The sequence below is a fragment of the Streptomyces sp. NPDC104307 genome (assembly GCF_055584045.1).
The window spans coordinates 87,786-111,864 of sequence record NZ_JBVJMU010000020.1 but is presented as its reverse complement, the minus strand read 5'-3'; the positions used below and the strand labels follow the sequence as shown (position 1 = coordinate 111,864).

The window sequence follows — 24,079 nt, the reverse complement described above, 5'->3', positions numbered from 1 at the left end:
CGAGCCGCCCGCTGCTCAGGCCAGGGTGAACAGCAGCTCGGCCGTCCCTTCATCCCATCCGGATCTCATCCCGCCAGGGTGAACAGCAGCTCGGCCGTCTCCTCGCCGCGGGCGTTCGCATAGCCGCGGTCCTTGCCCGTCACGGTGAACCCGCACTTCTCCAGCACCCGCCGGGACCCCGCGTTGTCGGCCGCCGCACGCGCGTACAGCGGACGTTCCGGCACGGCGGCGAGCAGGGCGGCCAGTGCGGCGGTCGCCACGCCCCGGCCCCAGCGCGCCCGGTCGATCCAGTAGGTGACCTCGCGGTCGTCCGGCGGCCCGTAGACCCCGGCGTTGCCGACCACCACCCCGTCGGCGAGGACGCTGCGCATCACGACCGAGGGGTCGGCCAGGACGCGCGCCCAGTGCGTGTCGAACGCGTGCCGGTCCCTGGGGTCCTCGCTGGTGAAGGCGGCGGCGTGGACCGCCACCGGGTCGGACATCCAGTCGAAGAACAGCGGCAGATCGCCGTCTTGGACCGGGCGCAGTGAGATCTCCACGGGTCAGAGCCTCCGGGTCGCGAGGGTCAGCCGGTCGCGCGCGTCGAACAGCGCGTCCTTGACCGTCTGTTCGTGCGCGGGCGTGAGCCGGGCGACCGGCACCGAGCAGCTGATGGCGTCGCGCGCCGGGGTGCGGTAGGGGATCGCGACACCGAAGCAGCGCAGCCCCAGGGTGTTCTCCTCGCGGTCCACCGCGTAACCCTGCTCGCGGATCAGGCGCAGCTCCTCGATGAGCTTCTCCCGGTCGGTCAGGGTGTGCTCGGTCAGCGCGGGCAGCGCCTCGGGCAGCATCTTGCGGACCTGCTCGTCGCTGTGGGTGGCCAGCAGCGCCTTGCCGAGCGAGGTGGAGTGCGCGGGCAGCCTGCGGCCCACCCGGGTGAAGGGGCGCAGATAGTGCTGGGACTGGCGGGTGGCGAGGTACACCACGTTCGTCCCGTCGAGACGGGCCAGGTGGATGGTCTCCGTGGTGTCGTCGGAGAGCCGGTCCAGGGTGGGGCGGGAGGCGGCGACGACCTCGTCTCCGTCGATGTACGAGGTGCCGACCAGCAGCGCCCGTACGCCGATCCCGTAGCGCGTCCCGGTCGCGTCCGTCTCCACCCAGCCCAGCTCGACCAGGGTCCGCAACAGCATGTAGAGGCTGGACTTGGGGTAGCCGACGGCCTCCTGCACCGCGGCGAGCGAGTGCATGCCGGGCCGTCCGGCGAAGTACTCCAGCAGCTCCACCGTCCGTACCGCGGACTTGACCTGTGCCCCACCAGACTCGGCAACCGACATCGCCCCACGCCCTTTCCAGCCCACTTGCGAAACCTGCCCACTTACGAAACGCGCCCGCTTACGAAACCTGCCCGCTTACGGAACCCGCGACTTCTTGCCAACACCGAAGGCCCGGAAATAGAGTCGCTTCATATTCACGATCAGGAACTTTGTTCAGAATACCGAACAACTTCTGATGTGTGGCAGTGGAGCGGAAGGAAAAACGGTGGCAGCAGCACCAGTCTGGAGCGTCGACCCCCGCACCGGGAACCCGCGTGAGCAGGTTGCGGTGGAGGCTACAGCGGAGGAGGTCGACCGGGCGGTCCGGGCCGCCCACGCCGCACGCGCCTCGCTCGCGGACCGCACCGTGCGCGCCGCCTTCCTGCGCACCGCGGCCGATCTGCTCGCCGATGCGGGTGAGCACGTCATCGAGGCCGCCGACGCGGAGACGGCCCTCGGCCCGGCCCGGCTCACCGGCGAACTCGCCCGCACCGCAGCGCAGTTGCGGGCCTTCGCGGAGGTCGTCGACGAGGGCGCGTTCCTCGACATCCACATCGACCACGAGGACGCCACCTGCACCCCGCCGTGGCCCGACCTGCGCCGCTACAAGATCCCGCTCGGGGTCGTCGCCGTCTACGCGGCCAGCAACTTCCCGCTCGCGTTCTCCGTCCCCGGCGGCGACACCGCCAGCGCCCTCGCGGCCGGCTGCCCGGTCGTCGTCAAGGCGCACCCCGACCACCCGGCGACCTCCGAACTCTGCGCCTCCGTGCTGCGCAGGGCCGCCGCGCAGCACGGTCTCCCCGAGGACGTCATCACCGTCGTGCACGGCTTCGAGGCGGGCATCGAGCTGGTCAGGCACCCGCTCGTCAGCGCCGCCGGCTTCACCGGCTCGGTACGCGGCGGCCGCGCCCTCTTCGACGCGGCGGCGGCCCGGCCCGCCCCCATCCCGTTCCACGGTGAGCTGGGCTCCCTGAACCCCGTCGTCGTCACAGAGGCGGCCGCCGCGGAGCGCGCCGAGCAGATCGGTGCCGGGCTCGCGGGCTCGATGACCATGGGCGCCGGCCAGTTCTGCACCAAGCCCGGATTCGTCCTCGCCCCGGCGGGGGAGACGGGCGACCGCCTCCTGAAGTCCCTCACAGCGGCGGTCAGCGACACCGAGGCCGGCGTCCTGCTCGACCACCGGATGCGCGACGCCTTCCTCGCCGGAGTCAGCGAGCGCGCCGCCCTCCCGGACGTGGACGCCCCGGTCACCCCCGGCGCGGGCGGCGAGCACACCGTCGCGGCCGGCTTCCTGACCGTACCGGCGCACCTCCTCACCACAGAGGGCCCGCACGACGCCCTCCTGGAGGAGTGCTTCGGGCCGGTCACCGTCGTGGCCCGTTACACCTCGCAGGACGAGGTCACCGCGGTCCTCTCCCGGCTGCCCGGCAACCTCACCGCCACCCTCCAGACCGCCACCGAGCAGGCCGACGACAGCGCCGCCGCACTCCTCGCGGCCCTCACCCCGCTGGCCGGCCGGGTCCTGGTCAACGGCTGGCCGACCGGCGTCGCCGTCGCCCCCGCCCAGCACCACGGCGGCCCCTACCCGGCCACCACCTCCACCTCCACCTCGGTCGGCGCCACCGCCATCGAGCGCTGGCTGCGTCCGGTCAGCTACCAGACCACCCCCGAGGCCCTGCTCCCGCCGGAGCTGCGCGAGGACAACCCGCAGGGGCTGCCGCGCCGGGTAGACGGGCGCCGCGCATGACCCTGCGACTCCCCGAACTCCCCTTCGGCCTCGAACCGTTCGGCCCGGCGACGGAATGGGCCTACGAAGGCGGCGTGCTGACCGGCCGCGCGGGCGCCCGGCAGGACCGCTTCGTCCCACCGGGCGGCGCCGCCCTCGAACCGGCGAGCGACGCGCCCCGGCTGCTGGGCACCGCCCCGGAGGGCGACTTCCAGCTGATCGCGCGGGTGCGGGTCGGCTTCGCCGCCGCCTTCGACGCGGGCGTCCTCTACCTCCACGTCGGCGACCGCGAGTGGGCCAAGATCTGCCTGGAGCTGTCCCCGGACCGCCCCACCGTCTGCACGGTCGTCACCCGTGGCCACTCCGACGACGTCAACTCCGCCGTCGTGGACGGCGACACCTACTGGCTGCGGCTGAGCCGTACCGGCAAGGCCTTCGCCTGCCACGCCTCCGCCGACGGCGAGAAGTGGACCTTCGTCCGCGTCTTCGCCCTGGGCACCCCGGAGCAGGCCGCCGCCGCGTCCATCGGCTTCCTGGTCCAGTCACCCACGGGTGACGGCTGCGAGGCCGCCTTCGACCGGATCACGTTCCGCCCGACAGGTCTCGTGGACCTCCGCGACGGGAGCTGACCGGACGGCGTGTCCACGCACCGCGATGCCCCCGCCTTCCGGACAGGGACGGCGGGGGCATCGCGTTGCCTGGACGACGTGCGTGAGCTAGCTATACGGGGGACCGAGGCGCGGGCAGAGCGCTGCGGATGTCCGGCGGGTGAAAGCGGGCCGCGAAGACGATGATGTCGTCCACGGGATCGGCTCCGAACGCGGTCACGAGTTCGGAGCACAGCTCATCGGGCCCCTCCGGCCCGGCGGCGACGGCGGCGCCCAGCATCTTCAGGCGGTCGTCAAGGCCGCTGTCGCGGGTCTCGATGAGGCCGTCGGTGACCATCAGGAGGCGGCTGCCCGGTTCGACGGGGTGGCTGACGGCGACGGGGTGCGGGAGCCCCAGGCCCAGGAGCGGGCCGTGCTCGTTCAGGTAGCGGGGTGCGCCGTCCGGGGCCAGGAGCAGCGGTGGCAGATGGCCGGCGTTCGCGACGTGCAGGCGATCGTTGGCGGGTTCGATCAGGACGATGCACAACGTCGCTGTCCATCCCGGCTGATGCAGGCCCAGCAGGTGGTCCAGATGCCGCAGCAGGATGTGCGGGGGGTGCCCCTGGCAGGCGTAGGCACGCAGGGCGTGGCGCAGTTCCCCCATGACCATGGCGGCTTGGAGGGAGTGGCCCACGACGTCGCCGACCGCGAGGAGAAGTCCGTGCGGGGTGTTGACGGCTTCGTAGAAGTCGCCGCCGATCTCGGCCGTGGAGGCGGCGGGCAGGTAGCGCACGGCGAGCTCCACCCCAGGTGCCTGCGGCAGCGAATCGGGTAGGAAGGTGCGTTGCAGGGCCAGGGCGAGTTCGTGTTCCTCCCCGAAGCGTTCCACGACGTCCTTGTGCTCGACCGTCAGCTCCGCGTACAGGGCCATCACCCCGGCGTTGGTCTCGGTCAGCTCCTCGTTGAGCCTTTCCAACTCGTCGCGTTGGGCGTGCGCCTCCTGTAGCGCGGCCATCAGGTCACGGGACTGCGCCCGCAGGTCGTCGATCGCGCTCGCAGGACCGTCCGACCGCAGGAGCGCCGACACCTGGTCCACGTCCAGGTCCCGAGCGGCGGACCCGGGGATGAGGCAGGTGATCTCGATCCGGCCGCCGCGGCGACGGGTCGCGGGCACCGCCGGGTCCTGCGGGGTGTCAGAGGCAGGTTCGTAGCGTGTCTGCGGCAGCAGGCGGGTGACGGCGGTCAGCGACTCGCGGCTCGGCTCACGGTCGTCCCGCCACTGCAGGAGGGCCTGAAACGCCGCCGGTTGCCGCTGCACACTGAAGGCGGCGGTCATGGCGGCCGGGCGCAGCAGGTCGCGGCCCAGTTCACTCAGTGCGGTGGCGAGGCGTACCTGGTCACGGCTGTCGAGGCCGACGGCCTGGGTGACGATCTTGACGTTGCGGCGCAGAGCGAAGACGTCCTGCTCGGTGCTGAGGGGGGTGACCAGCACGGGCGTGTGATCGCCGGAGCGCTGCCCGCTCACCCCGCCGCCTTCGCTACCACCGCGCTGGCATCGTCGCGGCGGGTTCCGGCCTGCCGCAGCAGATGGGCGGCGATCAGGGCGGGAGGGTGGTGCAGCACGGAGGCCAGGTCGGCGGGGGTCCAGCGTTCGCTGAGTCCGTCGGAGTGCATGATCAGGGCTCCCCGGGCGGGCAGGCGGTTCTCGTAGGTGCGCAGTTGGTGCATCTGGCTGCCGACGATGCCGGGGTGCGAGATCAGGCTGGCGCGGGTCGTGCCGGTGACCAGTGCTGAGGTGATGTTTCCGACGCCGCAGAACAGCACCCGGCCGTCCGGCTCGATGCGGGCGATGGCCACAGCGGCGCCACGGGTTCCACGCAGGGCCCGGTGCACCCGCTCCATGGCCTGCTCGGGTGTGCGGGGCTCCCCGGTGCGAAAGGCCTTGACCGCGGCCTGGGCGGCCAGCGCCGCCATCGGCCCGTGGCCCAGTCCGTCGCAGGACATCACCAGGGTGCCCCGCCCCGGCCCCGCGACAGCGGCACGCACCGGTACGGAACGGTGCTTCGCTCCGGAGCGCGGCAATGCATCGGAGCCCGGCGAGGCTCCGAAGAGCCGCTCGCCCGGCGTCCGGGTGTCGGTTGTGGCCGACCGGTCCGGCGGGACGAGCCCCGTGACCCGCCGTGGCCCGGTGTCCTGGCGGTGCTCCGGCGCCGTCTCCTCGCCGGTATCCACGCGGGCCACCCAGGCGTCACCGCAGACCTCTTCGCCGCCGATCGCCCGGGTGATCCCGCTCACGACCACCTCGCCCGTCCCTGAGGGGCGCGAGGAGCGCGGCCAGAAACCGGCCACCTGTACGGTCCCCATCCCCAGCTGCGAGTGGATGTCGAAGCTGTCGGCGAGACGGCGTACGGCGCCCAGGCCGATACCCAGGGTCCCGGCCGTCGAGGTCCCGTCCCGGAGGGCCGCGGGGACGTCGGCCATTCCGGGGCCGCCGTCCACGACGACCACCTCCACCCCGGCCACGTCCTGATTGCGCAGCACACGCAGCAGCAGGGACCCGTTGACGGCGTGCTTGGTGATGTTGGCCGTGAGCTCGGCCACCGCCAGGACCAGCTCCGCGGTGCGCGTCTCCCCGAGACCGATGCGCCGGCCGAGGGCCGCGGCGGAGCCCCGGGCCGCTTCCGGCTGGTCACGGAACCAGGCCACGTCTTCGCAGTCCATCGTCAGCAGCTCGCCACGGGCGCTCATCGGCCCCACTTGGTGATGGTCACGGTGGTTCCCTGCCCCGGCGCGGTGTCCAGGACGAAGTCGTCGACGAGTCGTTTGGAGCCCGAAAGGCCCAGGCCCATGCCGGTGCCCGAGGTCCATCCGTCGGTCATGGCAAGGTCGGTGTCCGCGATGCCCTGCCCCTGGTCGGCGAAGACGAGACGCACCCCGTGCCGGCCGCGCTCCTCCACCAGGGCGGCGGTCATGGTGCCGCCACCACCGTGAATGAGGGTGTTGCGTGCCAGTTCACTGGCGGCAGTGATCAGCTTGGTCTGCTCCACCAGCGAGAGACGGCACTGCTGCGCCAGGGTGCGGACGAGTTGACGGGCCTGTACGACCCCGGCGTTGGCGCTGATCTCCAAGACCTCTGGGCCGTCGGAGCTGCCGCTCACTGCTCGGCCGCGGTGTCCTGGACGGCGCTCCCGTGACGGGCCGGGCCCTGAGATCCGAACATGTGCTCGTTCGTTGCCGCGGAGCGGGCTCGCTCCAGCATGTGCAGCCCCTTGTCCAAAGTCAGCGCTGTCTTCACCCCGCCGAGGGACAGGCCGAGCTCGACCAGGGTGATGGCGACGGCCGGGCGCATACCGACCACAACGGTCTGCGCGTCCAGCAGGCGCGAGATGGCGGCGATGGTGGCCAGCATCCGGCCCACGAAGGAGTCGACGATCTCCACAGCGGTGATGTCGATGACCACTCCGTGCGCCCCGGACGCCACCACCGCGGCCGACAGGTCGTCCTGAAGCAGCATCACTGCCTGGTCATCCAGATCCGTCTGGATGGACACCAGCAGCGTCTGCCCGATCCGCAGGACCGGAACCCGCTCGCTCACTGTCCCGCCTGCGGAGCCGTGCGCGAGACGGAGAGGCCGGAGCGGCGCAGTGTGTGCCGCAGGGCGTCGGCCAGGGTGGCCTTGGTCACGATGTCGCCGAAGTCGATGCCCAGGGCGACGATGGTCTGTGCGATCTGCGGGCGGATGCCGGAGATGGTGCACTCGGCGCCCATCAGCCGGGCCGCCACCACGGTCTTCAACAGGTGCTGGGCGACTTCCGTGTCCACCGCCGGGACGCCGGTGATGTCGATGATGGCCTGCTCGGAGCCGGTGTCGATCAGCGCCTGCAGCATCTTCTCCATCACGACCATCGTGCGCGCCGAGTCCAGGGTGCCCACCAGGGGAACGCCCACCACGCCGTCCCACAGCTTCACGACCGGCGTCGACAGTTCCAGCAGTTGTTCGGCCTGCGCCGAGATCAGATCCTCGCGAGCGCGTGAGTACACCTCGATGGTGAACAGCCCGAGCGTGTCCAGCAGCGCGGCGAACTGCAGGTATGCCTGTACGTCACCGTCCTCGCCCGACAGGGCGGGTTCCAGGACCTCCTTGAGGGCGAAGACGCTGACAGCGGTCTCGGTGGGAGTGAAACCCTGTCGGGCGCGGTCACGTGACAACTCGCTCAGCAGGGCGCGTACCTCACCGAACGCTTCTCCGCGACCGTCCAGGCTGCCCTCCTTCAGAGCTGCCACGAGCGCGGTGTAGAGCTCCTCCAGCTCGCGGTGGACCTCCGCGCGGCTCACCCGCCCGCCCAGCGAGCCGGAGACCTTGTCCGCCCACGCGGTGCCCAGGTCCTCACCCCGGACGGACAACAGACCGACCACTCGGTCCGAAACGCCTCTACCAGCCACGACACACATCCTCAGGAGTAAGCGCGAAAACTCTTGCTTGAGGGAAACATTAAGCCATCCGGGGGAAACCGCTGCATGGCTGGAGCAAGGTCACGAGGGTGAACATCCGGGCTGGCGCCCGTCACATCCGCATGCCGAGAATGCTGCCACCGGGGTCGTCGGCGAGAGCGATGGTCGCGATGATCTCCTTGCCGACCGGCTTCCTGTGCATGGCAAGGCTCTGACAGACCGCCATCACGATCTCCAGGCCGTGCTGGCCGATCCGGGAGGAGTCGGGGGCCAGGACGACCGGCAGCTCCGTACCGCTGTCCCACACGCGCACACGGACCGCTCCGCCCTGGATGTCCAGTGTCAGGAGGGAGGTGCCGGGGGCGTACTTGCGCGCGTTCGTGACCAGTTCGCTGACCACGAGCTGCACGTTCCCCATGGCGCGGTCCGACACCGGGAAGCCGTGGACCGCCTGGGCGTCCGCCAGGAATGACCGGGCGAGCGCGCGGGCCTCAGCGATCTCCGTAGTGTCCTCGAACGTCGCGGACACCGCAGGGGGGCCGCCCGCCATGGACTGCCCGACGCGTTCCTGTGCTGCCTGGTCCATGGATTTCCCCCGTCGCCGGACCTCTGTCACCCGTCTGACGGGCTCGTACCCCCGAAACCCCGTCCGACACAGTCGGCTTCGACCATGTGCACCGGTGTCACGGGGATCCGAGCCCGGGGCGGTCAGTCCTCGGTGAGCATGTCGGCCCGGAGCCGGGCGATGATCCGGGTGATCATCCGGGAGACGTGCATCTGGGAGACCCCCAGGTGGGCGCCGATCTGGGACTGGGTCATCTCTTCGCCGAAGCGCATCCGGATGATGGTGCGATCACGTTCTCCGAGGGTTTCCAGCAGTGGCGCCAAGGCATGGAGGTCCTCGAACAACTGCATGCCGGGGTCGCTGTCGCCGGTGATATCGGCGTAGGTGGCACCTGCCCCGGCCTCGCCGCGGTCGTTGCCGCCGACGGGCACGTCGAGGGAGCCGGCCGTGTAGCCGTTCGCGGCGATGAGCCCTTCGATGACCTCCTCCTCGCTGATCCGCAGGTGGGCCGCGAGCTCCGCGACCGTGGCCTCACGGTCCAGTTCGGTGGCGAGGGAATCCTTCGCCTTGGCGAGGATGACACGCAGTTCCTGCAACCGACGGGGGACGTGGACGGACCAGGTGGTGTCGCGGAAGAACCGCTTGATCTCGCCCACGATGTAAGGAATCGCGAAGGAGGTGAACTCGACTTCACGGCTGAGCTCGAATCGGTCGATGGCCTTGATCAGGCCGATGGTGCCGACCTGGATGATGTCCTCCATCTGGCCGTCGCCGCGATTGCGGTAGCGCTTGGCGGCGAACTGGACCAGCGACAGGTTCATCTCGATGAGCGTGTTACGCGCGTACTGGTACTCGACCGTTCCCTCTTCGAGGACCTGTAGCCGGTCGAAGAACAGTTTGCTCAAATGGCGGGCGTCCTTCGGCGCGACTTTCTGCGGATCGGCGATCTCCGGAAGGGTGGCCGGTGCGGCGGCTGCTCTTCGGACCGGGGCCTGCACAGGTGCCGGCATGTTTTTGTTTCCCTCCACCAAGGTGCCCTCAGGGGCTTTTGCGTACGCCCGGGTACCCACGCATACGCGATCCACGCGTCCGGCCGGTGAGTTCGCGTCACCAGCGATACCAGCGGCCGCGCTTGCCGCCCTGGCCTGCACCGGAAGGATCAGGGCGAGGAGAAGGCCGAGCGCGAGGAGGAGGACCGGAAGGGCGGGAAGCATGCCCGCCCCGGTGACTCAAGATCCCGGATTCACACCGTCCCGATTATTTTCTTCTTACGCCGAGACAAGATGTCGGGCCGTGTGGTTTGAGCCGGGCGGTGCGGGTCAGACGGTGGGTGTCCCGAACTCGACTACAGCAAGGTGTGAGTGACATGGCTGCCGATGAAAAGACTCAGGCCAAGACCGAGCAGGCCAAGGGCAAGGTCAAGGAGGCCGCCGGCCGTACCGTCGGCAATGAACGACTCACCGCTGAGGGCCGGGCCGACCAGGCCAAGGGCGATGCCCGTCAGGCCAAGGAAAAGGTAAAGGACGTCCTCAAGGACTGACCGCCTTTTCTCGCCTTTCGAACGCGCGGGGCCGCCATGAACGAATCGTTCATGGCGGCCCCGCGCGTTTCCGGCCCTTGAAGCGGTCGCGGCGGCCCGTGCTCCGCAGGACGGACCCGGCCGCAACCCCCGGCCGTCCGGGAGCGTCCCCTTCAGCATGATCCGAATAGCCACGCCCGCCGATCTCGACGAGATAGTCCGCCTGCACACCGAAGCGCGTGCCACCTACTACCGAGGCCACCTCCCGGAGGAGGAGTACCTGGGTGTGGAGGAGGTCGGCCGCAGCCGGGGCGGCTGGGCCCGCGCCATCGACCGCGCCGACGCCACCGTGCTCTGCGCCGAGCGGGACGGCGTCCTCGCCGGAATCGCGGCCCACGCCGTGCGGGACGGCGGCATGCACCTGACCCAGCTCCACGTGGCACCGGACCGCTGGCGCGAGGGCATCGGCACCGAGCTGCACGAGGCGTGCGTGGCGGCCTGGCGGCGGGACGGGGTGGCCGAAGCCCGGCTGGAGGTGTTCGTCCACAACACCCGCGCCCAGTCCTTCTACGTGGCCCGGGGCTGGGCCCCCGATCTGGATCACCCCCGCACGAGCGACCATCTGGTGCTGCGCCTGGCGGTGCCGGCCGAGGTGAGCGCCTGAGCAAGGCGGGAACGGCGGTCGGGAATGTCACGGGCCCGGACACGCGTTCCCACGGGGCGGAGGGTTTCTCAGTTCCCCCGTGCTGCGTGAGCAGCCCCCCGAGAGCCCTGGAGAGTTGAAGAGTCATGCGCGTCGAGATCTGGAGCGACATCGCCTGCCCGTGGTGCTACATCGGAAAGGCCCGTTTCGAGAAGGGCCTGGCCGGGTTCGCCCACCGCGACGAGGTCGAGGTGGTGCACCGCTCCTTCGAGCTCGACCCGGGGCGGGCCAAGGGCGACACCGTGCAGGTGCTCGACATGCTGGCGCGGAAGTACGGGCGCAGCCCCGAGGAGGCACGGTCCATGGAGGCGGGTGTCGCCGCCAACGCGCAGGCCGAGGGGCTCGGCTACCGCAGCGAGGGGCGCGACCACGGCAGCACCTTCGACATCCACCGGCTGCTGCACCTGGCCAAGGGCCGCGGCCGTCAGGACGCGCTGCTGGACATCGCCTACCGGGCGAACTTCGCCGAGGAGCGGTCCGTCTTCGACGGTGAGGTGCTGGTCGACCTCGCCGTCGAGGCCGGGCTGGACGCCGACGAGGCGCGTGCGGTGCTCGCCGACCCCGAGGCGTACGCGGCCGAGGTGCGGGCCGACGAGCGGGAGGCGTCCGAGCTGGGGGCCAACGGGGTGCCGTTCTTCGTGCTGGACCGGCGGTACGGGATCTCCGGCGGCCAGCCCGCCGAGGTCTTCGCCCAGGCCCTGGAGCAGGCCTGGCAGGACCGGCCGCTGACCGCCATCGGCGGGGACGCCGCAGCCTGCGACGCGGACGGCGCGTGCGAGGTTCCGGCGGCGGGCGGCGGCAACGGCTGACCTGCGCACGCCTGCGCGCGTGAGCGTGCGGCTGGTCCCGGGTCACCTGAGTGCGCGTCAGCCCGCCGATGGCCGGAGCCGCCCGCACGCATAAGCGTTGCTTGGGGGTACCCCTTAACTATTGGTGATTGACTATGGGTTGAGGGGGCCCCCAGGCTGGGCGCATGATGATCTCTTCGCTCAGCCGTGCGGTCGACGCCGAGTTCGCGCCGGAGACCGCCTACCTCAACACCTCCAGCTGCGGGCTGCTGCCCCGCCGTACCGTGGCCGCTGTGAAAGCCCTCGCCGAGGAGAACGCCACCGGCCGCCGGGACGGTGCCGGTGACTTCGAGGCCGCCGACGGCGCGCGGGAGGGCTTCGCGCGGCTTGCCGGGGTCGGGGCAGGACGGGTCGCGGTCGGCAGCTCGGTCTCCGTCCATGTCGGCCTGATCGCCTGCTCGCTGCCCGCCGGGGCCGAAGTGCTCGCTCCGGAGGGGGAGTTCAGCTCGGTCGTCACTCCGTTCGCGGCCCGCGGCGATCTCCGGACGCGTTACGTCCCGCTGGAGGAGCTGGCCGACGCGGTGCGTCCGGACACCGCGCTCGTCGCCTTCTCCGCCGTGCAGTCGGCCGACGGCCGGACCGCGGATCTGGACGCGGTGCGGGCCGCGGCCGCCGCGCACGGGGCCCGCACGCTCCTGGACACCACCCAGTCCGCGGGCTGGCTGCCGCTCGACGCCGGGGCGTACGACTACACGGTGGCGGGCGGGTACAAGTTCCTGCTCTGCCCGCGCGGCGCGTCGTTCCTCACCGTCACTCAGGAGGCGCAGGAGTCACTGCCGCCGGTGTTCGCCGGGTGGGTCAGCGCCGCCGACCGGTGGGGCAGCACCTACGGGCCGGTCGCCGAGTTCGCGCCCGACGCCCGCCGCTACGACGAACCGCCCGCGTTCCTCTCGTACCACGGCGCGGAGCACTCCCTCGCCCTGCTGAACGAGATCGGCATCGACGCCCTTCACGGCCACGCCACCGGCCTGGCGGCCCGCTTCCGGGACGGGCTGGCCGGGGCCGGGCGCGAGGCGGTGCCGGGGGAGTCGGCCGTGGTCGCGGTGCCCGGACTCGGGGAGCGGGCGGCGGAACTGGTGCGGGCCGGGGTGATGGTCTCCAACCGGGCCGGCAACCTGCGGGCCGCCTTCCACCTGTACAACACCGAGGCCGACGTGGACCGTGCGCTGGACGTACTCACCGGCTGAGCCCCGTCCGTCGGTCCGTCAGTCCGTCAGCGGGGCGCCGTGCCACTTCCAGGACGACACCCTCGCGCGGCCCGGCAGTTCGGCGCGACCGGTGGACCACAGCAGTACGGTCCACCGGTCGCTGTCGTCCGGGGCGTCCGGGAAGAGCCGGGCCAGCACCCGGTGGCAGAGGTCTGCGGGCGGAGTCCAGCCGACGCCCAGGCCCTCGGCCAGGTCATGGGTGTGCACCAGGGTCTCCACGATGCCCATCGCGGCGAACCCCTCCGCGTCGGAGATCCCGAAGCCGTGGTACGAGCGGACATCCGGCGAGGTCGTCCCGACCATCGCCGCGAGCATCGCCCCGCTGGCCTCCAGGGTCTGGAGCAGCCCCGCCGTACCGGCCGCCGGGTCGGCGAAGATCGCGTTGGCCGGTCCGCCCTCGTGCCGCCTGGTCCAGTGGAACGGCACCTCGCGGTCCAACGGAGGTGACTGCGGGCCAAGTTGGGCGGCATAGGCGAAGAGGTCGTCGCTCAGGTGCTCCACGGTCTCCCAGCAGTCCCAGGTGAGCGTCCCCGCCGGGATGTGCCAGTCCTTCGCCGGGGACTCCCTGAGCGCGGCGACCGCGAGCCGTACCGCAGAGGTCACGTCGTCCGCGGTGACCGGCAGCCGCGTCCCGGTCAGCAGCGCCCGCTCCCGCGCACCGCACTCCACGCAGAACTCGTTGCCCTCCGGATCGGCCAGGGTCGCCCACCCCCGCCCGTTCGGCCTGCGGTGATCCGCCACCAGCGTGGCGCCGAGGGCGAGCAGTCGCTCGACCTCCTCGTCCCGGGTGCGGTCGTCCGGCTGGACGTCGAAGTGGACGCGGTTCTTGGTGCTCTTCGGTTCGGGCACGGTGATGAACAGCAGCGCGGCACCCGGGGTCTCGACGAGAGCTTCGGGGTCACCGGGGAAATCGTCGTCGGCCAGCGAGGCGCCCAGCGCCTGGGCCCAGAACGTGGCGAGTTCATAGGCGTTGGCGCAGTCGACGGTGACGTGGTGTACGTGTGAAGTCATGGGCCACACTGTCGCCCGTGGGCGCCGTCGGGGTCCAGCGAGATATGCCGGGACATGCGGAGACCCGCCGCGCGTTGCGCGACGGGTCTCCGCATGTCCCGGCCGGCTCTACTTCACCGGGGTGAAGTCCCGCGCCCCGATGAACTCCGGGCGGCGGACCGGAGCCGCGAAGGGCTCCTGGGCCTTGTTCTCCACGCTGTTGAACACGATGAAGACATTGCTGCGCGGGTACGGGGTGATGTTGTCCCCGGAGCCGTGCATGGCGTTGCAGTCGAACCAGGTCGCAGAACCGGCCTGACCCGTGAAGAGCCTGATGCCGTGCCGGTCGGCCATCTTCGTCAGCGCTTCGTCGGACGGGGTGCCCGCGTCCTGCATCTGGAGCGACTTCTTGTAGTTGTCCTTCGGCGTCTCGCCGGCACACCCGAGGAACGACTTGTGCGAGCCGGGCATGATCATCAGCCCGCCGTTGGTGTCGTAGTTCTCGGTCAGCGCGATCGAGACGGACACCGCCCGCATGTTCGGCAGACCGTCCTCCGCGTGCCAGGTCTCGAAGTCCGAGTGCCAGTAGAACCCGGAGGCGCCGAAGCCCGGCTTGACGTTGATCCGGGACTGGTGGACGTACACGTCGGAACCGAGGATCTGCCGGGCCCGGCCCACCACGCGCTCGTCGCTGACCAGCCGGGCGAAGACCTCGCTGAGCCGGTGGACCTCGAAGACCGAGCGGACGTCCTGCGACTTCGGCTCGATGATCGAGCGCTCGTCGGCCCGGACCGCCGGATCGGCGATCAGCCGCTCCAGCTCCGCGTGGTAGCCGGCCACTTCGTCCGGGGAGATCAGCTGGCCGACGGTGAGGAAACCGTCCCGCTCGAATCCCTGGAGATCCTTCGCGGCGACCGGACCCGGTGCGCCGGGCGCGGACCAGATGACCGGGTCCTGGCGGGGAGTGGTCATCTCGGCGGCGCCGCGCGATGGGTACAGGTCGGCGCGTACATCAGTGGTCATGGTGGTTCAGACCTCCTCGGTCAGCAGCGGGTAGACACCGTTCTCGTCATGCTCCTCCCGTCCGGTGACGGGCGGGTTGAAGACACAGACGCAGCGGAAATCCGTCTTCGGGCGCATGGTGTGGTGCTCATGGCCGTTGAGCAGGTACATCGTGCCGGGAGTGATCCAGTGCTTCTCGCCGGTCTCGTCGTTGGTGAGCTCGGCCTCGCCCTCGACGCACAGGACCGCCTCGATGTGGTTGGCGTACCACATCGACGTCTCGGTACCGGCGTACATCGTGGTCTCGTGGAGCGAGAAGCCCACCTTCTCCTGCGCGAGCAGGATGCGCTTGCTCTCCCAGGTGCCGGAGGCGGCCTTCACATGCCGGTCGGTGTTCTCGATGTCACTGAAGGATCGGACGATCACGGTGGGTCGGTGCCTTTCTCTCTACGGTGTTTCTCATCGGGCCCGCCCGGGGGCGGCCCCGGGCCGGAGGCGGCCGGGTGACTCCGACCGGAAAGCGGACGCGGTCACCCGGCCACCTCTCAGGCGGTCTCGCGGACGCAGCGGGCCAGCGTGCGCAGGCCCTCGTCCAGTTCCTCCGGGGTGATGGTCAGCGGCGGCAGCAGCTTGACGACCTCGCTCTGCGGGCCGGACGTCTCCAGCAGCAGCCCCAGCTCGAAGGCGCGGGCGCAGACGGCCGACGCACGCGCCGGGTCGTTGAACTCCATGCCCCACACCAGTCCGCGGCCGCGGAACTGCGCGGTTTCGTGCTCGGCGCAGATGGCCAGCAGGGTCTGCTCGACCTGCTCTCCCCGGGCCCGGGTCTGCTTCTCCATGTGGCCGTCGGCCCAGTAGGCGTCGAGCGCGGCGGCCGCGGTGACGAAGGCCGGGTTGTTGCCCCGGAAGGTGCCGTTGTGCTCGCCCGGCTCCCAGATGTCCAGCTCGCCCTTGAAGAGGCAGAGCGACATGGGCAGGCCGTAGCCACTGATCGACTTCGACAGCGTGACGATGTCCGGGACGATGCCCGCCTCCTCGAAGGAGAAGAAGCCGCCGGTGCGGCCGCAGCCCATCTGGATGTCGTCGACGATCAGCAGCATGTCCTGGCGGTGGCACAGCTCCTGGAGCGCGCGCAGCCACTCGGCGCGGGCGACGTTGATGCCGCCCTCGCCCTGGACCGTCTCCACGATCACGGCGGCGGGCTTGTTGAGGCCGGAGCCCTGGTCCTCCAGGAGGCGTTCGAACCAGAGGAAGTCGGGAACCTGGCCGTCGAAGTAGTTGTCGAACGGCATCGGGGTGCCGTGCACCAGCGGGATGCCGGCCCCGGCCCGCTTGAAGGCGTTGCCGGTGACGGCCAGCGAGCCGAGCGACATGCCGTGGAAGGCGTTGGTGAACGACACCACGGACTCGCGGCCCTTGACCTTGCGGGCCAGTTTCAGCGCCGACTCGACGGCGTTGGTGCCCGTGGGGCCGGGGAACATCACCTTGTACGGCAGGTCGCGCGGCCGCAGGATGACGTTCTGGAAGGTCTCCAGGAAGGCCCGCTTGGCGGTGGTCGCCATGTCGAGGCCGTGCGTGATGCCGTCGCGCTCGATGTAGTCGATCAGCGCGCGTTTCAGCACCGGGTTGTTGTGGCCGTAGTTGAGCGAACCGGCTCCGGCGAAGAAGTCCAGGTACGAGTGGCCGTCCTCGTCCGTCAGCCGGGCGCCCTGCGCGCGGTCGAACACGGCGGGCCAGCCACGGCAGTAGCTACGTACCTCGGACTCCAGGGTCTCGAAGACACTGAGGGCGGGCGGGGTGATGGTCACAGCGGGTCTCCTGCGTGAGGGGGGTGTGACGTGCGGCGGTGAAGGGGATCGCGGCGGGCACCGGTGCCCGCCGGCGGAAGTGCAACGCTCAGGCGTGGAACGGGCCTATGCGGTGGAGCACTTCCGGCAGATGAGCGCCCTCCGGGAACAGTCCGCCGTCGAAGAGCACCTCGCGCTCCAGCTCCACGTCGTGGCGCTGGGCGTAGGACGTGAACAGGCGGTCCGACGCGGTGTTGTCCGGCGTGATGGTCGTCTCGACCCAGGCCAGGCCCTGGTTCGCGGCCACCCGTGAGGTCAGGTCGTCCAGCAGCTTCGCCGCCAGGCCGGTGCCTCGGTGGCCGTGGTCGACGGCCACCTGCCAGACGACGAGCGTCTCGGGGCGGTCTGGCCTGATGTACCCCGTCACGAAGGCGACCGGGCTGCCGGTCTCGTCGCGGGCGACCACGGAGGTCGCCGCGAAGTCACGGCACCACAGCAGGTAGCTGTACGAGGAGTTGAGGTCCAGGACCTTGGAGTCGCGGGCTATGCGCCAGATCGCGGCTCCGTCCTCCACTCGTGGGGTGTCGATGGTGATGAATTCGCTTCGGGCACGTGCAAAATCTGCTGGTGCGGCGGTCATGGGATTTGAATTTACCCAGCAAATTTCGAAATTGCATCGACGAAAAGGGTTGGGTGAAGGCGTCTTCTGTGCTATCACGCGGGTGCGCGCTCCAGCGCGAATCGGCTGCGGTTCGTTCCGAATTGACCCGTATTTTTCGGGCAAAGCGCCCTCGGTGTGGAGTCGGTCACAACGTGATAACTCTATGGAGACACAACCGAAATGGGTGACAGAGCCTCGTTCAAACTGGTGTGTTTAGCCTTCGGATGAGCGGGAAGAAGAATGCGGGGAGCTGCTCTCGACGAGCCGGCTCCCCGCATTGTTGAATTGCGGCGCAATTTATTCGCTGGGCCAGGTTTCCGAAACCGTCTTGCGGGCAGCTTCGAAATTGACCTGCCGGCCCGCGTCGGCCAGCGCCGCCCCCAGAGCCGCGAGCGAGGAGAGCACCGCGCCCCGCGTGGCATCCACTCCGTAGTGATTCACCCTGATCATCTCTCCCGACAGCGCCCCACCGCCCGCGATCAGCGGCAGCGACGGGTCTGCGGCGAGCGCCCGCGCCACCAGGCCCGCCGCGTCCACGCCCTCCGGAGTACGCAGCGTGGTCGCCACCGGCGCCGCGTCCTTCGCCTCGTGCACGTACGGGGCCAGGCCGCCGCCCAGCGCGAGCGCACCGGCCCGGGTCGCGGCGGCCGCCGCGGCGTGACGGGCCATGAGGACGTCCAGGCCCTCCGCCTCGATCCGCTCCGTGCACGCCTCCAGGGCCAGCATCTCCAGCTGGGCCGGAGCGTGCGGCAAGGCCTTGCGCCCACCGTCGATCCAGCGCTCCTTCCAGTCCAGCAGGGAGAGGTAGGAGCGGCGCGGGGCCTGCGGGTTGGCGGCGAGCCGCTCCCAGGCGCGGGCGCTCACTGAGACCGCGGACACCCCGGCCGGACCGCCCATCGCCTTCTGCGCGCCGATCACGCACAGGTCGACGCCCCATGCGTCCGGCAGCAGCGGCTCCGCGCCCACGGAGGCGACGGCGTCCAGCATGAACAGCGCCCCGTGCGCGCGCACGACCTCACCGATCTCCGCGACCGGGTTGGTGTTGCCGGTCGCCGCCTCCGCGTGGACCAGCGAGACGAAGTCGATCTCCGGGTGCGCGGCCAGCGCCTGCGCGACCTGCTCCGCGGTGACGGCCGTGTGGAAGGGCACCGCCAGGTCGACGACCTCGGCACCGCAGTCCCGGAGCCAGTTGCCGAAGGTCTGCCCGTACGGGCCCGTCACCACGTTCAGCGCGGTCGAACCGGGCCGGGCGCCGCCCCGGATACAGCCTTCGAGCGGGAGCAGGGCCTCGCCCTGTGTGATGACGACATCCTGCTCGGTGGCGAGGAGGCGGGCCACCCGCCGCTCGATCGCCGCGAAATGCTCCGCGGTGAGCGGGGTGAGGTCGAGGAAGGGGTGCGTCACGGTTGGTGCTCTCTTCGGGTTCGGGGCGGTGTGCGGGCCTGCGGACCGGGCCTGCACCGAGCGTACCCAGCACCTCGCGGCCCGCCGGATGGTCCCTCGTACAGTGCTGTCCATGAGCGATCACAAGGCGCCGCGGGTGCTGCACGTGAAGGGGCGGGTGCTCGTCGGACCCGAAGAGGTCAGGGACGAACTCTGGGCGGTCGACGGGCGCGTCACGTACGAACGGCCGGCCGGTGCGGACGGGGCGGCGGTCCTCACCGGATGGGCGCTGCCGGGACTGGTGGACGCCCACTGCCACGTCGGGCTCGACCACCACGGGGCCGTCGACACGGCGACCACGGAGAAGCAGGCCGTCGACGACCGGGAGGCCGGGGCGCTGCTCCTGCGCGACGCGGGCTCTCCCGCCGACACCCGGTGGATCGATGACCGCGAGGACCTGCCGAAGATCATCAGGGCCGGCCGGCACATCGCCAGGACCCGGCGCTACACCAGGAACTACGCGTACGAGATCGAGCCGGACGAGCTGGTGGCGTACGTGGCGCAGGAGGCGCGCCGCGGCGACGGCTGGGTGAAGCTGGTCGGGGACTGGATCGACCGGGAGGTGGGCGACCTGACCGCCTGCTGGCCGCGCGAGGAGGTCGGGGCCGCCATCGCGGAGGCGCACCGGCTGGGCGCCCGGGTCACCGCGCACTGCTTCGCGGAGGACTCGCTGCGCGATCTCGTCGAGGCCGGCATCGACTGCGTGGAGCACGCGACCGGGCTGACCGAGGAGACGATCCCGCTCTTCGCGGAGCGCGGGGTCGCGATCGTCCCGACGCTGGTCAACATCGCCACCTTCCCCTCGCTGGCGCGCGGCGGCGACGCCAAGTACCCGCGCTGGTCGGCCCATATGCGCCGGCTGCACGAGCGGCGTTACGACACGGTGGGCGCCGCGTACGACGCCGGTGTTCCCGTCTTCGTCGGCACCGACGCGGGCGGGGTGCTGGCCCACGGGCTGGTGGCCGGGGAGGTCGCGGAACTGGTCAAGGCGGGCATCCCGGCCCTGGAGGCGCTGTCGGCGGCGGCCTGGGGCGCCCGCGCGTGGCTCGGCAGGCCGGGCCTTGAGGAGGGGGCTCCGGCCGACCTGGTGGTGTACGACGAGGACCCGAGGGCGGACGTGCGCGTGCTGGCCGCGCCCCGCGGGGTCGTGCTGAACGGGCGGGTGATCGGCTGACGGGCGGGCCTGCGGGGCGGGCCGGCCCCGCAGGCCCGCCCGTCGGTGTGCCGTGTTGACCGGCAGTTACCGGAGCGTGGACCGCTCGTTGAACCACTTCCGTGTGCGCCCCGGCGTGACCGTCTTCGAGCCGCTCACGCTCAGGGAAACGGGTGCAGCGGGTGAAATTCGTGAGGCTGAGGGAACGCGCGTGCCGGAATAATCGAATACAGGCACGGAAACCCCCCTTTGGGGTGAACTCACGTCAGGTATCCGCCAGTTCACCCTCCGTGCGTAAAGATTCACGGAGTCGAGGCCACCGGTGCCCGCGATGTCCCCCATTGGACGGCGCCGGTGGCTCCAAAGTCTCTTGTGGGGGTTCCACCATCTTGAACAGCAACACCTTCCGCCTCGCCGCCCTGGCGGTCGCCGCCGCTCCCGTCGCACTGCTGGTCGCCGTCCCGGCGCAGGCCGCCACCGCGACCACCGCCACGACCACCGGCGACGGGAAGGCCAGCGCGGTAGTGCTCCGTACCGCACTCGACGTCTCGCTCCTGAACAAGACGATCGATGTGCCGCTCAAGACCTCGCTCAACGAGGTGCACGCACCGGCCACCGCGAAGGAGACCGCGCTCAGCGTGCGGCTCGACGGCGTGGAGCAGGGGCAGCCCGTCAAGGTGCTGCGTGCCGATGTCGCCACGGCGAACGCCACCGTCGACAAGCACCGTGCCGAGGGCTACACCAACATCGCCAAGGCCCGGCTCCACCTGCCCGGTCTGCCGCTGCTCTCGCTGATCGAGGTGGAGCAGATCACCACCAAGGCGGTCTGCGAGGTGGGCCACCGGCCGGTGGCGGAGGCGAACGTGCTGGGGCATGTGAAGGTGCTCGGCCAGCGCGTCACCCTCACCACCGGAGGCACCACCCGGGTCAATGTGCCGGGTGTCGGTGACGTGACGCTCGACCTGGCGAAGACGCACACGACCTCGCGCACCGCGGCGGCCACGGCGCTCCAGCTGAAGGTCTCGGTGAACCCGCTCAAGCTGAACGTTGCCGACGTGCAGGGCGAGGTGACGCTCGCGGAGGCCACCTGCGAGACCCCGAAGGCGCCCGAGCCGGGCGGCTCCACCGGCGGTTCGTCGGATGGGGGTTCTTCGGACGGGGGTTCGTCGGACGGCGGCTCCAGTGACGGTGGTTCCGGCAACGGCGGTTCGACCGATGGGGGCTCGTCCGACGGTGGCTCCGGCAACGGCGGTTCTACCGGCGGGGGCTCCACCGCCGGTAGCTCCGGTGGCTCTGGTGACTCCGGTGGCGATGTGAAGACGCAGACCGGCACCGGCAACGCACCCGCCGCCACCGACGCCGACCTCGCGGAGACGGGCTCCAGCTCCGCCACGCCGTACATCGCGGGCGGCGCTGCCCTGCTGCTGGCGGTCGGCGCGGGCGCGATGGTCGTGACCAGGCGGCGTGCGCAGAACTGACGTGCGGATGAGCGCGTCAGGGCCCGAGGGGGCGGCCGGGGGGCCGTAGGAAAGAGAGAAGGGGGCGGAGAGCGGTGCTCCGTGGATGGAGCGCCGCTCTCCGCCCCGCCCATGGGACTACCGGCAGGATGGAAGCGTCACCGACCCACCGGCTCACCGGCTGATGGCGGTCAGCGCCTGGAGCGCCTGGTCGAGCACCTGCAGAAAACGGTTGGTCGTCGTACGGTCGCGCACGGCCAGCCGCAGCCAGTCGGTGCCGAGTCCCGGAAACGTGTCGCCGCGCCGGGCCGCGAAGCCCAGCATCCGCAGCCGCTCCCGTATCTCGGAGGCCCGATCGAGCCGGATCAGGACGAACGACCCCTCCGCAGGCTCCACCACCTGGATCTCGGTGAACTCGCGCAGCCCCGCGACCAGATGGCACCGGTCCACCGCGATGCGCTCCGCAGCGGCCTCCGCCTCTGCCAGCGCCCTCGGCTCCATGCACGCCTCGGCCGCCGCCAGCGCGGGCGAGGACACCGGCCACAACGGCTGCGCCTCCGCCAGCAGCCGCACGGTCTCCGGTGCCGCCGTGACATAGCCGATCCGCAGCCCGGCGAGCCCCCAGGTCTTGGTGAGGCTGCGCAGGACCACCAGCCCGGGGACATCCGTACGGCCGCACAGCGCCTCGCGCTCACCGGGCACCGCGTCCATGAACGCCTCGTCGACCACCAGCGTCCGCCCGGGACGGGCCAGCCGCTCCAGGACGGCGGAGGGGTGCAGCACGGACGTCGGGTTGGTCGGATTGCCGACCACCACCAGATCCGCGTCCGCCGGAACGGCGGCCGGATCCAGCCGGAAGCCGTCCTCGGCCCGCAGCAGCACCCGCCCCACCTCGTGCCCGGCCGCGCGCAGGGCGGCCTCCGGCTCGGTGAACTGGGGGTGGACCACGACCGGCCGCCGGGCCGGCAGCGCGCGGGCGATCAGCACGAACGCCTCCGCCGCACCCGAGGTCAGCAGGACCCGCTCGGGCGGCAGCCCGTGCCGCGCGGCGACCGCCGCGAGCGCCGGACGCCCGTCCGGATAGGCGGAGAGCGCGCCCAGCGACGCGGCTATCCGCTCCTTCAGCCAGGCCGGTGGGGTACCGGCCCGTACGTTGACGGCGAGGTCGGTGAGATCCCGGCCCCGTCCCCGTACCTCCGCGTCACCGTGATGCCGCAGATCGTGGGCTCCCGCGCCGGTGGCGTCGGGGCTCTCAGTGGGAGTGTGCATGACCGCCATGGTGGGGGTGGGAGTGGGGGGGAATGGCCGTCGTCGTGGGGGTGGAAGTGCGGCGATACGACTATGCGCCCCGCGACGGGCTTCACGCAACGGTCCGGACCTGACGACGCGAAGGGCGCGGACGGTGCCACGTGCGCCGGCACGGCCTCTTCGACGGCGGGGCCGCGGCGCGGGGCCCGGCGGACGACCGCGCAGGTGACCATCGCCGGGCGCCCCTCCGGGTGAGACTTCCGCTTCGGTACGAGGAGTTCGCCGCCCCCGGCGAGCGCCGCGGCCTCCGCCACCGAGGGCGTGCCGACGGCGGCGAGCGGCGCGCCGGACGGATGCGGCACCTCGACCCGGGCCAGCACCTCGGCCGGGTACGTCAGCAGCGGTACCCCGAGCCGTGCGGCGGCGGCCACGATCCCCGGCTCCCCGGCCCTGGCATCGACGGTCGCCAACTCCGCGACGCCCAGCGGAGAGAGCCCGGCCCCTGACAGGGTGTCCCGGATCAGCCCGAGCACCTCGTCCTGCGGCGCACCCCTGGAGGCACCGACCCCGACGGTGAGCGAGGGGACCGGCGGACCGGGCAGGTGACCGCCGGCGCTTTCGGTCATGGAGCACTCCTTCCGGACTGATGACAGCAGTGACGGCGCACACCCTGAGATGCGCGCACCGGGGTCAATCGGCTAGCAAGAGCCCATGGCGGTGTTCGTCGCGCTCGGCGCGTTCCTGATGACCCTGGCCGGTGGCTGGGTCGCCCAGCGCGTCACCGACCGGCGCCACCTCGTACTCGGCTTCGCCGGCGGACTGATGCTCGGCGTGGTCGGCCTGGACCTGCTGCCGGAGGCGATCGAGGCCGCCGGTGGACTGGTCTTCGGCGTCCCGGCGGCCCTGCTGCTGTTCGTCGGCGGCTTCCTGGTCGCACACCTGGTGGAGCGGCTGCTCGCGGTACGCCAGGCCGCGCACGGGGCGGGCGAGGAACGGGTGCCCCAGGTCGGGCTGACAGCGGCGGCGGCGATGGTCGGGCACAGCCTGATGGACGGCGTGGCGCTCGGCGCGGCCTTTCAGGTGGGCGGCGGCATGGGCGCGGCCGTCGCCCTCGCCGTGATCACCCACGACTTCGCGGACGGCTTCAACACGTACACGATCACCAGCCTGTACGGGAACGCCCGCCGCAAGGCCCTCGCGATGCTCTACGCGGACGCGGCGGCGCCCGTCGTCGGTGCGGCGACGACGCTCCTGTTCACCCTTCCGGCGGAACTCCTCGGCTGCTATCTCGGCTTCTTCGGCGGAGTGCTGCTCTACCTCGCCGCGGCCGAGATCCTTCCCGAGGCGCACCATGACCATCCGGCCCGCTCCACGCTGCTGTGGACGGTCGCCGGGGTGGGCTTCATCTGGCTGGTGGTGGGCATCGCGGACTGACGGG

The 24,079-nt window shown here is 71.2% G+C and carries 25 protein-coding genes and 1 pseudogene; 9 read left to right on the top strand and 17 right to left on the bottom strand.

The window, feature by feature from the left end; all coding sequences use genetic code 11:
• Positions 1–65 precede the first annotated feature (65 nt).
• Together ACZ601_RS34340 and ACZ601_RS34335 are read right to left on the bottom strand one after the other, a co-directional pair.
• Positions 66–539: a GNAT family N-acetyltransferase gene (locus tag ACZ601_RS34340; protein WP_469545205.1), complete on the bottom strand. Its 474-nt coding sequence runs from the start codon at positions 537–539 to the stop codon at positions 66–68.
• A 3-nt stretch (positions 540–542) separates the two neighbouring features.
• Positions 543–1,313: an IclR family transcriptional regulator gene (locus tag ACZ601_RS34335; protein WP_469545203.1), complete on the bottom strand. Its 771-nt coding sequence runs from the start codon at positions 1,311–1,313 to the stop codon at positions 543–545.
• A gap of 205 nt (positions 1,314–1,518) precedes the next feature.
• Here ACZ601_RS34335 and ACZ601_RS34330 point away from each other — a divergent pair, with 205 nt between their 5' ends.
• Positions 1,519–3,039 (top strand): aldehyde dehydrogenase (NADP(+)), encoded by a 1,521-nt coding sequence (locus ACZ601_RS34330; protein ID WP_469545201.1) that lies wholly within the window; start codon positions 1,519–1,521, stop codon positions 3,037–3,039.
• Complete coding sequence (locus ACZ601_RS34325; RefSeq protein WP_469545199.1) at positions 3,036–3,647, top strand: DUF1349 domain-containing protein; 612 nt, start codon at positions 3,036–3,038, stop codon at positions 3,645–3,647. The genes ACZ601_RS34330 and ACZ601_RS34325 overlap by 4 nt, the downstream gene beginning before the upstream one ends.
• Before the next feature lie 91 nt (positions 3,648–3,738).
• Here ACZ601_RS34325 and ACZ601_RS34320 read toward each other — a convergent pair whose 3' ends face one another.
• The 7 genes from ACZ601_RS34320 to ACZ601_RS34290 all read right to left on the bottom strand — a co-directional run bounded on the left by ACZ601_RS34320 (position 3,739) and on the right by ACZ601_RS34290 (position 9,632).
• On the bottom strand, positions 3,739–5,130 hold the full coding sequence (locus ACZ601_RS34320) for a PP2C family protein-serine/threonine phosphatase (RefSeq protein WP_469545197.1): 1,392 nt from the start codon (positions 5,128–5,130) through the stop codon (positions 3,739–3,741).
• Positions 5,127–6,353: an ATP-binding protein gene (locus ACZ601_RS34315; protein WP_469545196.1), complete on the bottom strand. Its 1,227-nt coding sequence runs from the start codon at positions 6,351–6,353 to the stop codon at positions 5,127–5,129. Before ACZ601_RS34315 ends, ACZ601_RS34320 begins: the two co-directional genes overlap by 4 nt.
• Entirely contained in the window at positions 6,350–6,763 is a 414-nt protein-coding gene (locus ACZ601_RS34310) for an anti-sigma regulatory factor (RefSeq protein ID WP_469545194.1), read from the bottom strand. The genes ACZ601_RS34315 and ACZ601_RS34310 overlap by 4 nt, the downstream gene beginning before the upstream one ends.
• Positions 6,760–7,200, bottom strand: a complete 441-nt coding sequence (locus ACZ601_RS34305) for an STAS domain-containing protein (RefSeq protein ID WP_469545192.1) — start codon at positions 7,198–7,200, stop codon at positions 6,760–6,762. Before ACZ601_RS34305 ends, ACZ601_RS34310 begins: the two co-directional genes overlap by 4 nt.
• Positions 7,197–8,048 (bottom strand): STAS domain-containing protein, encoded by an 852-nt coding sequence (locus ACZ601_RS34300; protein WP_469545190.1) that lies wholly within the window; start codon positions 8,046–8,048, stop codon positions 7,197–7,199. The genes ACZ601_RS34305 and ACZ601_RS34300 overlap by 4 nt, the downstream gene beginning before the upstream one ends.
• A gap of 121 nt (positions 8,049–8,169) precedes the next feature.
• A complete protein-coding gene (locus ACZ601_RS34295; RefSeq protein ID WP_469545189.1) occupies positions 8,170–8,643 on the bottom strand; it encodes an ATP-binding protein in 474 nt (157 codons plus the stop codon).
• A gap of 122 nt (positions 8,644–8,765) precedes the next feature.
• Complete coding sequence (locus tag ACZ601_RS34290; RefSeq protein ID WP_469545186.1) at positions 8,766–9,632, bottom strand: SigB/SigF/SigG family RNA polymerase sigma factor; 867 nt, start codon at positions 9,630–9,632, stop codon at positions 8,766–8,768.
• A gap of 356 nt (positions 9,633–9,988) precedes the next feature.
• On the opposite strand from ACZ601_RS34290, the gene ACZ601_RS34285 reads away from it, so the two are divergent.
• The 4 genes from ACZ601_RS34285 to ACZ601_RS34270 all read left to right on the top strand — a co-directional run bounded on the left by ACZ601_RS34285 (position 9,989) and on the right by ACZ601_RS34270 (position 12,879).
• The gene (locus ACZ601_RS34285) at positions 9,989–10,162 is read left to right on the top strand and encodes a CsbD family protein (RefSeq protein ID WP_440577775.1); all 174 of its coding nucleotides are present in this window, start codon (positions 9,989–9,991) and stop codon (positions 10,160–10,162) included.
• Positions 10,163–10,319: 157 nt separating this feature from the next.
• Positions 10,320–10,805: a GNAT family N-acetyltransferase gene (locus tag ACZ601_RS34280; RefSeq protein WP_469545184.1), complete on the top strand. Its 486-nt coding sequence runs from the start codon at positions 10,320–10,322 to the stop codon at positions 10,803–10,805.
• A gap of 125 nt (positions 10,806–10,930) precedes the next feature.
• Positions 10,931–11,653, top strand: a complete 723-nt coding sequence (locus ACZ601_RS34275; protein WP_469545182.1) for a DsbA family oxidoreductase — start codon at positions 10,931–10,933, stop codon at positions 11,651–11,653.
• Between the two features lie 164 nt (positions 11,654–11,817).
• Entirely contained in the window at positions 11,818–12,879 is a 1,062-nt protein-coding gene (locus ACZ601_RS34270; RefSeq protein WP_469545180.1) for an aminotransferase class V-fold PLP-dependent enzyme, read from the top strand.
• Positions 12,880–12,897: 18 nt separating this feature from the next.
• Here ACZ601_RS34270 and ACZ601_RS34265 read toward each other — a convergent pair whose 3' ends face one another.
• The 6 genes from ACZ601_RS34265 to ACZ601_RS34240 form a co-directional block, all read right to left on the bottom strand.
• Positions 12,898–13,911: a VOC family protein gene (locus tag ACZ601_RS34265; protein WP_469545178.1), complete on the bottom strand. Its 1,014-nt coding sequence runs from the start codon at positions 13,909–13,911 to the stop codon at positions 12,898–12,900.
• Positions 13,912–14,019: 108 nt separating this feature from the next.
• Positions 14,020–14,913: an ectoine hydroxylase gene (gene thpD / locus ACZ601_RS34260; RefSeq protein ID WP_469545176.1), complete on the bottom strand. Its 894-nt coding sequence runs from the start codon at positions 14,911–14,913 to the stop codon at positions 14,020–14,022.
• A 6-nt stretch (positions 14,914–14,919) separates the two neighbouring features.
• Positions 14,920–15,318, bottom strand: coding sequence for an ectoine synthase (locus ACZ601_RS34255; RefSeq protein ID WP_024494051.1), 399 nt, complete (start codon positions 15,316–15,318; stop codon positions 14,920–14,922).
• Positions 15,319–15,437: 119 nt separating this feature from the next.
• A complete protein-coding gene (gene ectB, locus ACZ601_RS34250) occupies positions 15,438–16,700 on the bottom strand; it encodes a diaminobutyrate--2-oxoglutarate transaminase (protein ID WP_469545174.1) in 1,263 nt (420 codons plus the stop codon).
• Between the two features lie 88 nt (positions 16,701–16,788).
• Positions 16,789–17,253 carry a diaminobutyrate acetyltransferase gene (gene ectA, locus ACZ601_RS34245; protein ID WP_469545279.1) on the bottom strand — a complete coding sequence of 155 codons (465 nt, stop codon included), beginning with the start codon at positions 17,251–17,253 and terminating at the stop codon, positions 16,789–16,791.
• Between the two features lie 384 nt (positions 17,254–17,637).
• A complete protein-coding gene (locus tag ACZ601_RS34240) occupies positions 17,638–18,744 on the bottom strand; it encodes a pyridoxal-phosphate-dependent aminotransferase family protein (protein WP_469545173.1) in 1,107 nt (368 codons plus the stop codon).
• Positions 18,745–18,880: 136 nt separating this feature from the next.
• On the opposite strand from ACZ601_RS34240, the gene ACZ601_RS34235 reads away from it, so the two are divergent.
• Both ACZ601_RS34235 and ACZ601_RS34230 read left to right on the top strand, forming a co-directional pair.
• Positions 18,881–19,957, top strand: a complete 1,077-nt coding sequence (locus ACZ601_RS34235) for an amidohydrolase family protein (protein WP_469545277.1) — start codon at positions 18,881–18,883, stop codon at positions 19,955–19,957.
• Positions 19,958–20,325: 368 nt separating this feature from the next.
• Positions 20,326–21,414, top strand: a complete 1,089-nt coding sequence (locus ACZ601_RS34230; RefSeq protein ID WP_469545171.1) for an SCO1860 family LAETG-anchored protein — start codon at positions 20,326–20,328, stop codon at positions 21,412–21,414.
• A gap of 153 nt (positions 21,415–21,567) precedes the next feature.
• On the opposite strand, the gene cobC is transcribed toward ACZ601_RS34230, so the two are convergent.
• Both cobC and ACZ601_RS34220 read right to left on the bottom strand, forming a co-directional pair.
• The gene (cobC, locus tag ACZ601_RS34225; protein WP_469545169.1) at positions 21,568–22,662 is read right to left on the bottom strand and encodes an Rv2231c family pyridoxal phosphate-dependent protein CobC; all 1,095 of its coding nucleotides are present in this window, start codon (positions 22,660–22,662) and stop codon (positions 21,568–21,570) included.
• Positions 22,663–22,832: 170 nt separating this feature from the next.
• A pseudogene (locus ACZ601_RS34220) lies at positions 22,833–23,225 on the bottom strand (cobalamin biosynthesis protein); the annotation flags it as partial.
• A 127-nt stretch (positions 23,226–23,352) separates the two neighbouring features.
• Between ACZ601_RS34220 and ACZ601_RS34215 the strand changes: the two are divergent.
• Complete coding sequence (locus tag ACZ601_RS34215) at positions 23,353–24,075, top strand: ZIP family metal transporter (RefSeq protein ID WP_440578146.1); 723 nt, start codon at positions 23,353–23,355, stop codon at positions 24,073–24,075.
• Positions 24,076–24,079: the final 4 nt, after the last annotated feature.